Here is a 13,423-nt window from a genome sequence, read left to right on the forward strand (position 1 = left end):
AGAATGCACTTATTAAAGAACTTTAATAAGTATCGATCAAAAAACTTATTAAATCTCTTTAATAAGTCATGTTAATAATATAGCATATCATTTTACCGGAAACAATGGAGATCTTTAATGGAATGGCTCTGTATACAAGCGACCCTTCTTTGAGCGCTAGCACTCGTTAGCCATCCATGAAGCGCAAAAATCAGTGCTGAATGAATGGCTAACGAGCAATTTTAGTTTAATAAGCATTTAATTTTTTTTAGGATATAACTTTTTGTTTTACCCTTTTTATCAACATGCCGTGTTTTGCAATTATTATTTATTACATCGAATGTAAGATTCATTTTTAATTACTTTTGAGATAGCCTTGATCATGCCTTTTGGTCCACTTCTTTTTAATTTTTGAAAATTCTACTCAAGAATTCACCGATACCGCCGGACTTTGCTTCCTTATGCTCTGTATTATAGGATAGTCCAAAACCGTAACGATACTTGTCACCAAATTTTGCTTGGTATGCATAGGAAGGGGCCTCATCAAAGCCTGGTACGTCCATCTTGTCGTTTGCCACGGCTTCCTGATTTGCTGGAATTGTTAGAGGCAGTTTCCCCGTCGGATTAAATTTCCCACGAATCACATCAATTAAAGCTTCCGTTTTCACTCCGAACGTTCCAATGACAGCTGCTGCATTCGGTTCAATTTCTTGAATCAGCCAAGGACTACTAAAGTTGATGGCAGTAATAGTCGGTACAGTTTTCTGTATTTTGATCATCCGATTTTTATTATGAATATGCGTATTCGGTCCTATGGAAATCAATGGTTGCTTTGAAAGAAGATTTTGTTTGGGAGTTATCCAAACAAGTGCATGTGTGGCTTCTTCCAAATGATCCGTCAAAGTGATGCCCGGATCATATTTCTGAATGGTTTCTTTAAATGCAATCGTATTTGCATTCTGTACACCAGCTGGGAACGACTCGACATAAAGTTTCAAATCTTTTATTTTTTTATCATTTAGGGGCAAAAGATTCTGATCATTGCGTAATAAGACTATAGACTTCCGATGGGCTAAGTCTGCCTTTTCTTTTGATTCCGGATTATTTACCACTTGAAGTGCCCTTTTCGGTTCCACATAGGGGTTTTCAAATAAACCTAAATCCATCATTTCGGTGAGCAAATATGCCACGGATCGATTGATTTTCTCCTCACTTACCAAACCTTGTTCTACTGCATTTATTAATGGCTGTGTTTCATTCTGTCCGGAAAAAATATTTGCTCCAGCTTCCAATGCTTTAGCAATTCTTTCTTCCTTCGACAATTGTTTAGCACCCCATGCCATATCAATTATTGCCCCCGTATCTGAGATGACATATCCTATAAAACCAAGTTTCTCGCGCAATATGTCGGTTAAAAAAGCTTTGTTAAAAATAAAACCGACTTCTTCAAATTGCTGTTTTTCGTTATAGGGAGGAAGCCCTTGATTTGCACTTTTATTACTTGGATATGCATAGTAAGGTAGTATTGAAGTTGTTCCAGCTTCAATGGCTGCTTTAAACGGTGGCAGATGATACTTTTGCAAGCTACCTGTTGTTGGATAAATATTAAAATTTCCTTCCTCAAAATGTGGATCTTTCCCCAAATATCTTGATCCACCACCAGGAAAATGCTTTGTAGTCAAAGAAACACTGTTTTTGTCAAGTTCTTCACCTTGAAAACCTTTGATTAACGAATAGTTTATATCTGACACAAGTTTAGGACTTTCTCCAAATGTTTCTAAGATCCTTGGCCATAACGGTTGTGTTGCAACATCAGCATTGTAGCCATACATTTTACGAAGACCAGAAGATATCCATTCTTTTCGTGCAATTTGAGCAAATTCTCTAACCAAATCAAGGTCTCTGGTTGCAGCGAGTCCTAAGGAATCTGGCCATATGGAAAAATGATCAGGACCATCTTTTGCGGGTACATAGTAATCTTCTGCTTTTTTTAAATCTGTAATATCTGCGATCATAGTGAAATGGTTTCGCGGATTTGAAATAAGAACTGCCGGTATTCCTAATCTTGTTCCCTCAGCTCTCTCTTGCAGTATATTATTTGTATTGGCAATAACATCAGCACTAGGTGTCTTACGATAGACAAAATAACGTGCATGTTGATCAATCGTATTATTCGGCTGTTCCATCTTTGACCCTTCAATTTCATGAAATTCAGGTATAATCATTAGTCCGGCTTTTTCCTCAAGTGTCATTTGGGATACAAGATCAGAGACTCGCTTATCTATTGGTAACTCCCAGTTTTCATAATCATCAAGTTTTCCATTTGAATTTAAATCTTTAAATACTTTTCCATTGACAGTAAGTGTTTCTTTTACTCGTACCAAGACCTCTGGCTTAACATTTTGGGCATCCACCGAAGGTATGATAAAAAGAAAAGATAAAACCATTGTAATTAAATAAGTGAGAACCTTTCTTCGTTTCAAATTCATCCATTTCCCTCAATTCAATCATTCATGTTGGTTGATGTTTTAGTCTCCCTTATCTACCTAATTTTTTCTTTATTAGAAAAAATTATCCTCTCAACCCGAGGCAAAACGAAAGAATTGTGGAAAAATGAAGGCTCTTTTCTGCTAATAAAGGCACTTTCGGGTGCGATTCTTCAACATCGAGGGTCGTTTTTTTCTTCTTCAAATAACGGGGTAGGATAGTTTAGTAAAAAAGTGACAGTTTTGGAGATCCTCCTACAATAAAATCAAAAATTTTTATGTTGAAGTTATGTATTTTTTGTCTAAAATAAAAGGCAACTCTAAATAAAGTAGAGCTGCCTGAAAGAATTGATATTTTTTATAGTATTTATTTTTTTAAATGATAAGGAACAGTCGTGATAATTACATTTCTCCGAAACAGTAAGAAGGCCCGAATCAGTAAACTTGATTGATTATGCAGAATATTGTGCCAACCTTTCTTTGTTATAAATTGTGGGATGATTACTGTGACTCGGTAATTCGATTCACTAGCTTTATGTTCAATAGTATCAACAAATTTGGTAAGGGGATTAATGATACTTCTGTAATGCGAGTGAAGCGTCACCAGTCTTACATCTGGTTGCCACTTCTTCCATTTTTCTTCAAAGTTTTTCTCGTCATCTCTTTCAAAGGAGACATATACTGCAATAATTTGATCTTGAGAAAGTGATTTTGCATAGTTGATCGAATTCGCTACCACATTAGTCATGCCAGCAACAGGAACTATTAGTACATTTCCTTCAATTGGCATCAATGGTTCACAAGTTGTAAGGCTAAGCTGGGCACCGACTGCTTCATAATGCTTTCTAATTCGGTAGAAAACAAAAAGAATAATTGGTAAAAAAACTAAAACCGACCATACTTGAGTGAATTTAGTTAAAAAGAACATCATTGACACAATAAAGCTAATAAAGGCCCCTATTGCATTTATGATTAGTTTTGGAAGCCACCCCTGAGGCTTCTCTCGAATCCATTTAACGATCATTCCGGTTTGGGACAAGGTAAATGGAATAAACACACCAACAGCATAAAGAGGAATTAGATGCTCTGTTTCTGCCTGAAAAGCAATAATTAAAATGATTGAAGTGATGGCAAGTATGATAATGCCATTTGAGTATCCCAATCGGTCTCCTCTAACAAGAAACATCCTTGGAATAAACTTATCTTTTGCAAGATTAACTGCCAGTAATGGGAAAGCAGAATAACCAGTATTTGCAGCAAGGATTAAAATTAATGCTGTAGTACCTTGAATAAAAAAGTACATGAAATTCCGTCCGAAAGTCTCCTCAGCAATCTGTGATACAACGGTTACCTCTGCGCTTGGCGTAATCCCATAATAATAGGCTAAATAAATAATTCCTGAAAATAATATGGCAAGTAATGCGCCCATCATCATTAACGTTTTGGAAGCATTATTAGGTCCGGGATCTTTGAAGTTAGGAATGGCATTGGATATAGCTTCAACCCCAGTTAAGGCGGAACTTCCCGAGGCAAACGCCCTTAAAAGTATAAACAAACTGATTCCGGTAACAGGTGTACCAATTGGGGGATGTAATTCAGGCGAAACTCCTCCTGTTAGAATATTATAAATTCCCACACCAATTAATATGAACAACGCTAATACGAACAAGTACACGGGGTAGGCTAAAATTGATGCGGACTCCGTTACTCCTCTTAAATTTAAAATTGTAATTAAAATGACGAATACAATCGCAATTTCGACATTAAATTTATGTAAGGTCGGAAAGGCAGATGTTATCGCGTCAGTACCAGCAGACACACTTACAGCAACAGTTAGTATGTAGTCTACCAATAGAGAGCCTCCAGCTATTAAGCCAGGATTTACACCTAAGTTATTTTTTGAAACCACATATGCTCCCCCACCGTGAGGATACGCGAAGATGATTTGCCTATAAGACAAGATAAGAGCTGTTAAAAGTATTAATACACCAACTGCGATAGGAATTGAATACCAAAATGCAGCTGCACCAACTGTAACTAAAACTATCAGTATTTGTTCAGGACCATATGCAACCGATGATAGAGCATCAGATGAAAGGATAGCTAATGCCTTCGTTTTGTTAAGTTTCTGTTCTCCTAATTCATTGGATTTTAAAGGACGTCCAATTAAAAACCTTTTTAAGGCTGAAATCATTAAATACTCACCACCCAATAGTGTTAATAGTTTTATATTACCCTTTAAACAGTAATTTCCACAAAAAAAACAATTTTTTTATATAAATAAAAAAAGTGCCTACAAGCCATAGTAAATAGACCTGTAGACACGTCATTTATCTTGTGTCACAAGCTCCACCTTCCTTCTCATTTAACGCTTACGAGGTTAGCTGTCGGATTCGGACCATTGAGTAGCCCTACCTTAAAAGGATTCACCCCGTGGATTAAATAACAACCCACAAAAATGGTTCCCCCGTACCATATGGTTTCAGCGACTTAAGAATTTGAAACTGTGATCATATTACTCCTGTAGATAGCAAAAGTAAATGAAATTTATGTAAAAAGATTAAAACTTTAGGTCAGTGGTAATGTTAGTAATATAGATTTTAATTCAACCTCGTAGAATATTTTAAAATTCCACACGGAAATGAGGAATTATATGTTCAAAGAAAATAGTCCCTTTTTATCTGATGACTTTTTAGATGAATTAGCTAAGGAGATTAACAAACAATTTGGAGGTCCTACAAATGAACAATATGTAGAGCCTACTAACAATGATATTGATTAAATTGCACGCTAAGACGGTATAACTTAAATATTGAATGATAGCACAACAAGAAAAACTGCCAAAATGGCAGCTGGAACTTCTAGTATTGCACCCTTTATTTTGAGTACATCTATTCAATATTAGAGAAGGAATTATAAGAATAGGGATAAGAATAGTCGGTTTCAGGTTTTAAAGGTGGCTTGTGTTCGAACTCAATGGTAACGGCATTAATTAACAAAAATGAACCCAGAACTTGAAACCAGCTGCCAACCAATAATATTTGTTCCCCTATTACATTTTTTTTGTTTAAAACATAGATATTTCCGATCGATCCTAAAAAAGCGCCTAAAGAAATGAAACCACCTCCAAATATTGTAAGAGTCCTATAGTCCGATTCTTCTAAAAGGGTTGCACCTACAGCTTCAAATGCTGCACCAAGGCCTTGTATTCCGCTACCAAGGGTATCTATCACAGTTCCTTCCTCTCCTGGACCGTATATTTCAATATCTACACCAACTGCATTCGTAGTATTACCAGCAGCCTGAAGCCAGGCACCTAAGATGGTATATATTTGTGATAGTTCCCTCTTTGGTGTTAACAACTTAGTTCTCCCGATGGCTTGTAAGGAATTTCCGAAAGCTTCAATTCCATTTCCTTTTGCGATTAAATCTTTACCCTGGTCGCTCCCCGATAAACTTTGCTGTGTTTGCCCGATTGCATCAATTAGTGAGCCAACACCAAGTATCCATTTTCCTGCAATGACAAGGTCCTCTCCTTGAAAATCCATATTCCTAAACACTCCTTCATCGAGGTATTATTATGTTATTCATGAAATTGTATTAGTTAACATGAAGATACAAATCAATGGATTAGTCAAGGATTGACGACCTAGATTAAACACAAGTTGAACAAGAAAAAGCAACTACAGAAGATTTTAATGTGAATGTCTTTTCGCATTATTTCTTACAAATTCAATGATTAACTTAGATATTATTAACATTAAAACTGTAACTAAAAAAGAATATAAATAGTTCCAATTTTCTAACTTGTACAATCCAAAATAAACAAAGATGGGTACCCCAATGAAACACATTATTGCTGATATAACAATAGTAGCGAGAAAATAGGCTTTCCATTTACTAAAGAATTGATAGGTCAAAGACATAATTACTGGAACCGTTGCAAAATCTACCGCATTAAAACGATGTGACAAAACAACTAACTGGTGGGGATAACTCCAAAAATCGAAATTATTGCCTATTTCATTTACAAGCCCCACAATTTCAAAATTCACTAAAAAAGCAAAAGAAATTAACAACCTTCTATAACGGTCCATTAAAAATAAGAACAAAATAAGACATAAAACATTAAAGATAACAATACCCCACCATCCAGGACTAAATAAATCGTGATGAAGCCAAATATCTCTTTGTATTGAATTAAATATGCTTCCCATTTTGTCAATTTGAGTGTACATTTTTACTCCTCTTTCTTCATCATCTGAAATTCTTTCATTAAATTAACCTTTTTTCCCAGCGTTATACTGTTTCGTTCTATCTAACCAGCGAATAAATTTTAGATTCTTAACAACAGAGTATAAAAAAATGGATATGGAATAGCAGATAACCAAATATTCGAATTATTAACATATATGTATCCACAATTTAGTCAGAAAGGTTCGTAAGGCGTAGAAAAAACAAACATAATAGATAATAAAAAAATACCATAAACACATCCTATACTTATCAACAGACAAAAGAGGGAGATTATATGGTATCTTTATGTTTCTGTATTGACCTTTAATACCGTAGCCTTATTAACCAAAAAGAAGTTACAAGCTATTGTATATTATGCTTCGATCTTCTGGGGGCTATTCTCAGCAGAATTTACTGACAGATGGACAGATAAATGGGACTGGTACGGATTCTTTGATCCACAGGTTATTGATTGGGAAACTACCCTTATTATTCTAGGTATTTATCCAGCAGCTACAATTCTTTTGATTAATTGGTATCCTTATCAACGAACCAGGAAAGTCAAGGTTACATACATCCTTGCATGGTCTGTATTTTCAACTGCATTTGAGTATTCTTTTTATCTTTCTGGATATGAACACTTTCACGGTGGATGGAAATGGTGGCATTCAGCTTTATGCTATCCATTCTTATACGAGATACTATTTATACAAGTATGGTTTGTAAGGCGACTAATAAAAAAGGGGTAAAAATCCTCTGGATATACCGAGTGTTTTTTTGTAAATAATAAGATTGTTAAATAATAAAATGCGGAGGAATTCTATGCAACGGGAACAAGATAAAGAGAATGTGGGTTCTATTATGAGACCGGAATTTGCCGGTACTGATGCACAAAAAGTAAAGCAAGAAATTCAAAAGGATGTAAGTCAAGGACAAGGTGCAATGACTTCCCGAGAGGCAGGAGCAATGCAAGATTAAAAAACCACTCTGAGTGGTTTTTTATTTTTCCTTCACTTTTTCACCCGTGGAGTACACGCCCCCGTTAGCTTACGTCCAATGATTCACAATAAAAAAGCTGCCCCAATATAAAAGTGGGACAGCGATGTTTTGTATAATTAAATTTCGAGTTTCCTTGTACCAATCCATTTCACCATTTCAGGATCTCTATGTGAAAAGAACAAGCTCTGTTTCGTGTCTAACGTAGAGATCTTCTCCATATCTTCTTGGCTTAACTCGAAGTCAAAGATATTGAAGTTTTCGATGATTCTTTCTTTGCGGACAGACTTAGGAATGACAACGATTCCTCTTTGTGTCAGCCAACGTAAAATCACCTGGGCAACAGATTGATTATGCTTTTCCGCAATTGAAACTAACACTTCATTCTGGAAGATATCATTTTTACCTTCAGCAAAAGGTCCCCACGACTGTATTTGCACATGATTCTCTTTCATGAATTGAGCACTTTCTATTTGCTGGTTGAAAGGATGCGTTTCCACCTGGTTAACAGCAGGAATCACTTCATTATGAATGATTAAATCGATTAAGCGGTCTGGATGGAAGTTACTCACTCCGATAGACTTGATTTTACCTTCCCGATATAATTCCTCCATCGCACGCCAAGAACCGTATACATCACCAAATGGCTGATGTATTAAATACAAGTCTAAATAATCCAATTGCAGTCTTTCCAGTGATTTTGCGAATGCTTTCTTTGTGCTCTCATAACCAGCATCCTGAACCCATAGTTTTGTGGTAATGAACAATTCCTCTCTTGGTACACCACTCCGCTTAATTGCTCTACCCACTGCTTCTTCATTTAAATAAGAGGCAGAGGTCATAGATAAATTAGAAAGTATGGGTATAGCCGTACGCAAAGATGATTAATATCCCTCATCATTTTCCTTGTGAATACTTTAACTAAAAAGAGCTGTCATGATCCTGTATGGAATCATGACAGCTCTTTTCAATTATCCGATACTGTTTCATTAGCTTTAATAGTTTGGCTTTATAAAAGAGTTAATTTTTAGGATATCTGGTACACTATCGGTTTTGTCATACTATCCACGTAATGAGGGGCTGTGGTTGTTCTGCTTTTGCTATCTTTTAACAGCATACAACATCTTGGTTTCCTAACTTTCTTAATAATGGATGTACTGTGTTGCCGATTGTAATAAGAAACTGGGCAGGTTTGTCTGTTGGAATATAAAACGCATAAGGAACACCGATGGGAGCCATAATGCTGGTCCCAGTTTCAGCACGTATTACTTCTCCTTGAACTTTAAACTCAATCTATTCTCCAATACTTAAAACCCTTCTTCACATGCAGGATGGATATGCGGCGGTGGGGTGACGGAACTCGGTTGGACTTTGTATATGCACGCAGCATCTCAAGGCATCTCCATGTGAACATCAGCCGGAGACGATGGTGTTTATGATGCAGCAAGAGAATTCGGGCTAAACTCTGGAATTACTGATGCAGCTTCTTTATCAGTAGATAGCCCTGCTGATAGTCCTTTCATTACAGCAGCAGATGGTTCTTCTTTTCTTTCCACTTCCATTCTAGTGCGTATAATACGGATGTTAACAACGACAAGACGAGAATGGAGCTGGATTACCTTTATAATTATTTTGATGCACGAGGATTAAACAATCCTGACGACCGATCGGGTAGATACCTTGCAGGAGGAGGAGGCAGTGGCTTTAGCCAGTTGTTTGAAACCCCAGATTACCAACTTGGGGTTTCAGGTGTAAAAAGATATACAGGGGTGGACCAATGGACTCCTAACGCTTGTGCATCGATTGTAGCAGGCATAGGAAAGGGAGGGAAAATGCCGAATCTTTCAATGTATACATATCCTTACACAGGGTACAAGGTATGGATTAGTGATCCAGGTGCTCCTGGTTCGAATTGTATGCAACATATGGGGAAACCTCCTTTATTTCACCACAGTTATGCTGCTTATCTGCCTTAATTAATAGTCATAATTATACGAAAGTTGGATTCTGGAACACTCAAATGTACCGTTTTGCATGGCAATCCGATTCACCATTATATCCGTTAAACACATCTGAAAATACTAACGATAACGGATTATACACTGGGACTCCTGGTACGGTTTATAACCAGGCTACGGGACTTGGTACACCAGGTATCTCAGCTCTTGCTAATAAATTCACTAAGAAAAGAGAGGCTGACCCTATAGATCAAAAATAAATTTGTTTATAACCAATAAAGTTAACTTTTTCCAATGGTTAATATCATTATATGTATTATTTAATAGTAATCATGATATGGTCAACGAAATTAAAGATAACTTATATGATAAGATATAATATAAAATAGCATATATGTTGCAATATATTTTAAAACTATTATTAAAATATTGGGAGGGAAATGACACTCCATGTGAAAGCGAACCAGCTAACGAAGAGAACATAGAGGAAAACATGAAAGTTCAACCCCAATTTAATAGAAAAAGTGAAGACGAAAAAATGCATTATTTGCGCTTTAAATTCACATTTTTCTATATCCATTAAACAGCAGCGAATAGTATTACTGTTAAATACCGATAAAAATACAGTAAGACTATCTTTGGGCCGATTTTTTAAAAGATAACCTGCCCATTGTCCTTTTGGATATTAGGAAGGTCTCCCACTATAATTAGGCTTAGAAGCAATTTTAATTATAATATGACGAATGATAAATCCAATTCCTAAACCTGGAAGCAGAGACAACATTGGAAGCCAGATAGGACCAAATGATATACCATAAATTATTTTAGGTGAGTACATTAAACCTATTGTGACAAAATAGGCACCAAAAGCAAATGGGATAAACGATAAGGGCGGATTTTCCCCTTCCGCAAATTTATAAGCATAAAACATGGCAAACATATAAACACAAGGATAAAACATAAGCCATTGGTGATCCACAACTGTTGCCGCTTCTTTTATTTTCCCTAGAAAACTGAACATGATAGCTTGGTTAAACGAGCTGTTAACATTAATAGTAAATTCTAAAATGATAAACAAGATTCCTTTAATAAGGTGACCATTTAAAAGTTGTCCAAATCCCGGAAAAGCAATGCTCCAAAGAATTGCCTCCAATTTAGTTGTCTTTTTCATTTTATATCAGCCTTTAAAATCGGTATATGTGATGCTTATCCTAACATTTTGATTCGGGACTGTTTGTTTCCCTTATCGATTTTTCTACTACTTTCTGAAACCCATATATAATAACTGCTAAAGAAATACAAAACACATACCACATCGTATGACTTAATTTTTTTAATTTAAATACTCCTACTCGTTCCCATATTTCAGCAAAAGGATATGCACAAATAACATCCAATACTGCATTTGTTATAAAATATTTTAGGAAATATCCATAGTGTTGCTACAAAAAAAGGACCCAATATATATGTAAAATCAACCAAACCGGGAGATAGAGGATTTTTATTTATCCACCATTTTCTCTTATTAGCTATGACACTGAACACACTTATGAATAAATTAGTAAAACTTGCTACAGGTAAAAACCGAAAAAATGATTTTTTTCCAAGAAAAGGTACAGTTAATCATGGAATGATTAGCATTCCTAAGGCGAATGCCATTTTCTTATTATTAAACATATTCTTGCTCCTTTAATTGATCGTTCAATATTAAGTTCCTATAATGGAAACAAATATAAAAGCCAAAACAAAAGAGAAAATTTGACTTGTCAATCAGTTCTTTCTGCTTATATATATTCCCTTTCTTCACCCATTCTTCAACCGTAACAGTTCGTTTAGCTTGGTGCTTTACTGTTGCTTGAACAGCTGAAAAGTCTGCAACCTGGTCAACGGTTACACTTGTTCCGTATGGGTTTCCTCCTGCACCGAAAATAACTGGATCAGTATGCCAAATCGAGTTGATACGCTGGAAATAATAGCATCTGCCCATTCTAGATCATCTAGTGAAACAGTTGGAACACAAGAAGCAACTTCTTCAGAATAATGTTTCCAAGCAGGATTTGATTCAATTACTGATTGAGGTGCTAATTCTGGAACTTTTAAAACCTTTACATCGCTCCAACTACTTCCCTTGCTGCCTCCATTGCCAATTGTGTAATTGATAATTTGTACCTGTTGAACTACAAAATGATTGCTAGGTTTACACCATTTGACATGAATGCCATTCTCTTTTTCACTTAGTGGGATTTTCAAATCTGTTAAAACTTTATTGTACATTTCTTCCTCTATATTGTTTCCCCTGCATTAAATTTCAATTCCAGTTCACCATCTCTCTTGATAATTTTTATTTATAAAAAAACAAAACGGAAGATTCTTTCCGATTAGTTCTTCTTTTATTGATTCGCTTTTTTAACCCACTCTTCGACTGTAACAGTCCTTTTCGCTTGATGTTTTACAGCTGCTTGAACATCTTCAATCATAATTCCATCTTGACCAACGGTAACGCTTGTTCCATATGGGTTAAAACCCATAAAGCAGTACAATTGATTGAACGTTCGCTTAAATTTCCCTTATCCCATTTGAATGTACCTTAATCATATTATTCAAGTATTGTCTCTGTAATTATGGGAATGCTTAATTCAGATACAATTCTATACCCTGTTGTTTATATTTTTATGGTTTAAGATACGTTTCATTAGATTGGAAGGAGTGTAGGTATGAAGATGGACAATAAAAATAAAAATTTGGAGCAACATGATAAAGAGTGTGAATGTAAATTTTGTCAGAAACGAGCAATTATAGAAATGAAAAAGGAAGATGACCGAAAGGAAATTGTAGAAATGTTAAAACGTATATAATATTAGATAGAATGCAAACAAGCTTAATAAAGTAAAGAACCCCTTAAAAACTTATTAATTATATTGAAGGGGAAAACCTTAATAAATCAAGGAGGAGGGGGTGACTAACCCCTGACCTCTCTCCATCTTATGTACTCTTCGATACAGGGCGGTTCGGGGCTCACACGCTATAGACTGCACCCATCCCGGGCGTACATAAAAAACCTGATGGTAATTCCCATCAGGCTTTTTTATGGAAGAAAACTCTTCGTCTATATTTCTTATTTAAATAATTTCACCCGATCTTCTACTGGCTTAAATTCTTTCTCACCTGGTTGAGCTCTCGGATTACCAAAAGGCATCTGGGCAATTAACTTCCAATTAGAAGGAATATTCCATTCATTTTTCACTTCTTCGTCAATAAGTGGGTTATAATGTTGTAACGATGCTCCTAGCCCTTCTGATTCTAACGCTGCCCAAACAACTAATTGGTGCATACCTGATGATTGGTTTGACCAACCGGGAAAGTTGTCAGCATATGTGCTGAATTGTTCTTGAAGAGATTTAATAATAGCTTCGTCCTCAAAAAATAGTACAGTTCCGTACCCTGCCTGAAATGATTCCATTTTTTGTTGAGTTCCAGAAAAGTCTCCATTTCCAACTAACTCTCTTAAGGTCTCAGTAGTAATATCCCATAATTTATCATGGGATTCCCCTGTCAATATTACAAGGCGTGCTGTTTGCGAGTTAAAAGCAGAAGGTGTGTATTTTACTGCAAATTCTACAATCTCCTTAATTCTCTCATCCGATACTTGTACATCTTTATTGATTTCATAGAATGAACGTCTTTCTTTTAAAACAGAATAAAAATCTTTAGTCATAGCATTATATCCTCCAGTAAAGTTATATTTTGAAGTAAAATATCTCGAATTCA

Annotated in this window: 14 protein-coding genes, 2 pseudogenes and 1 riboswitch; of the genes and pseudogenes, 6 read left to right on the forward strand and 10 right to left on the reverse strand. The window is 35.7% G+C overall.

Annotated features, from left to right (window positions below; translation table 11 throughout):
• Window positions 1-383: 383 nt before the first annotated feature.
• Both COE25_RS20085 and COE25_RS20090 read right to left on the reverse strand, forming a co-directional pair.
• Window positions 384-2,468, reverse strand: coding sequence for a glycoside hydrolase family 3 protein (locus tag COE25_RS20085; RefSeq protein WP_218964332.1), 2,085 nt, complete (start codon window positions 2,466-2,468; stop codon window positions 384-386).
• A 364-nt stretch (window positions 2,469-2,832) separates the two neighbouring features.
• Window positions 2,833-4,659 (reverse strand): APC family permease, encoded by a 1,827-nt coding sequence (locus COE25_RS20090; protein WP_088087161.1) that lies wholly within the window; start codon window positions 4,657-4,659, stop codon window positions 2,833-2,835.
• A 159-nt stretch (window positions 4,660-4,818) separates the two neighbouring features.
• Window positions 4,819-4,963, reverse strand: a riboswitch (cyclic di-AMP (ydaO/yuaA leader).
• Window positions 4,964-5,118: 155 nt separating this feature from the next.
• On the opposite strand from COE25_RS20090, the gene COE25_RS20095 reads away from it, so the two are divergent.
• Window positions 5,119-5,247 (forward strand): hypothetical protein, encoded by a 129-nt coding sequence (locus COE25_RS20095; protein WP_088087160.1) that lies wholly within the window; start codon window positions 5,119-5,121, stop codon window positions 5,245-5,247.
• A gap of 109 nt (window positions 5,248-5,356) precedes the next feature.
• Here the strand turns inward: COE25_RS20095 and COE25_RS20100 are convergent, their stop codons facing one another.
• Complete coding sequence (locus COE25_RS20100; protein ID WP_098933866.1) at window positions 5,357-6,013, reverse strand: DUF6944 family repetitive protein; 657 nt, start codon at window positions 6,011-6,013, stop codon at window positions 5,357-5,359.
• A 147-nt stretch (window positions 6,014-6,160) separates the two neighbouring features.
• Window positions 6,161-6,703, reverse strand: coding sequence for a hypothetical protein (locus COE25_RS20105; RefSeq protein ID WP_098933867.1), 543 nt, complete (start codon window positions 6,701-6,703; stop codon window positions 6,161-6,163).
• Between the two features lie 315 nt (window positions 6,704-7,018).
• On the opposite strand from COE25_RS20105, the gene COE25_RS20110 reads away from it, so the two are divergent.
• Together COE25_RS20110 and COE25_RS30910 are read left to right on the forward strand one after the other, a co-directional pair.
• Complete coding sequence (locus tag COE25_RS20110) at window positions 7,019-7,450, forward strand: CBO0543 family protein (RefSeq protein ID WP_257208905.1); 432 nt, start codon at window positions 7,019-7,021, stop codon at window positions 7,448-7,450.
• Window positions 7,451-7,523: 73 nt separating this feature from the next.
• Entirely contained in the window at window positions 7,524-7,679 is a 156-nt protein-coding gene (locus COE25_RS30910) for a hypothetical protein (protein ID WP_179195803.1), read from the forward strand.
• Window positions 7,680-7,816: 137 nt separating this feature from the next.
• On the opposite strand, the gene COE25_RS20115 is transcribed toward COE25_RS30910, so the two are convergent.
• Window positions 7,817-8,539, reverse strand: a complete 723-nt coding sequence (locus tag COE25_RS20115) for an aldo/keto reductase (RefSeq protein ID WP_098934039.1) — start codon at window positions 8,537-8,539, stop codon at window positions 7,817-7,819.
• 591 nt (window positions 8,540-9,130) lie between these two features.
• Complete coding sequence (locus COE25_RS31715) at window positions 9,131-9,259, reverse strand: hypothetical protein (RefSeq protein ID WP_257208906.1); 129 nt, start codon at window positions 9,257-9,259, stop codon at window positions 9,131-9,133.
• Between the two features lie 42 nt (window positions 9,260-9,301).
• Between COE25_RS31715 and COE25_RS20120 the strand changes: the two genes are divergently transcribed.
• Window positions 9,302-9,673 carry a hypothetical protein gene (locus COE25_RS20120; protein WP_098933869.1) on the forward strand — a complete coding sequence of 124 codons (372 nt, stop codon included), beginning with the start codon at window positions 9,302-9,304 and terminating at the stop codon, window positions 9,671-9,673.
• 44 nt (window positions 9,674-9,717) lie between these two features.
• On the forward strand, window positions 9,718-9,915 hold the full coding sequence (locus COE25_RS20125; protein ID WP_098933870.1) for a peptidase S53 propeptide: 198 nt from the start codon (window positions 9,718-9,720) through the stop codon (window positions 9,913-9,915).
• A gap of 425 nt (window positions 9,916-10,340) precedes the next feature.
• Here the strand turns inward: COE25_RS20125 and COE25_RS20130 are convergent, their stop codons facing one another.
• The 3 genes and pseudogenes from COE25_RS20130 to COE25_RS20140 all read right to left on the reverse strand — a co-directional run.
• The gene (locus COE25_RS20130; protein WP_098933871.1) at window positions 10,341-10,826 is read right to left on the reverse strand and encodes a hypothetical protein; all 486 of its coding nucleotides are present in this window, start codon (window positions 10,824-10,826) and stop codon (window positions 10,341-10,343) included.
• A gap of 621 nt (window positions 10,827-11,447) precedes the next feature.
• Window positions 11,448-11,868 (reverse strand): annotated as a pseudogene (locus COE25_RS20135) (NAD(P)H:quinone oxidoreductase, type IV); the annotation flags it as partial.
• Window positions 11,869-12,045: 177 nt separating this feature from the next.
• Window positions 12,046-12,180 (reverse strand): annotated as a pseudogene (locus tag COE25_RS20140) (NAD(P)H:quinone oxidoreductase, type IV); the annotation flags it as partial.
• Window positions 12,181-12,369: 189 nt separating this feature from the next.
• On the opposite strand from COE25_RS20140, the gene COE25_RS30915 reads away from it, so the two are divergent.
• Window positions 12,370-12,510 (forward strand): hypothetical protein, encoded by a 141-nt coding sequence (locus COE25_RS30915; protein WP_180247556.1) that lies wholly within the window; start codon window positions 12,370-12,372, stop codon window positions 12,508-12,510.
• A gap of 260 nt (window positions 12,511-12,770) precedes the next feature.
• Here COE25_RS30915 and COE25_RS20145 read toward each other — a convergent pair whose 3' ends face one another.
• On the reverse strand, window positions 12,771-13,370 hold the full coding sequence (locus COE25_RS20145; protein ID WP_098933872.1) for a nitroreductase family protein: 600 nt from the start codon (window positions 13,368-13,370) through the stop codon (window positions 12,771-12,773).
• Window positions 13,371-13,423 lie beyond the last annotated feature (53 nt).

The sequence above is a fragment of the Bacillus sp. AFS031507 genome (assembly GCF_002584635.1).
In the GTDB taxonomy this organism is placed as follows: Bacteria; Bacillota; Bacilli; order Bacillales; family Cytobacillaceae; genus Neobacillus.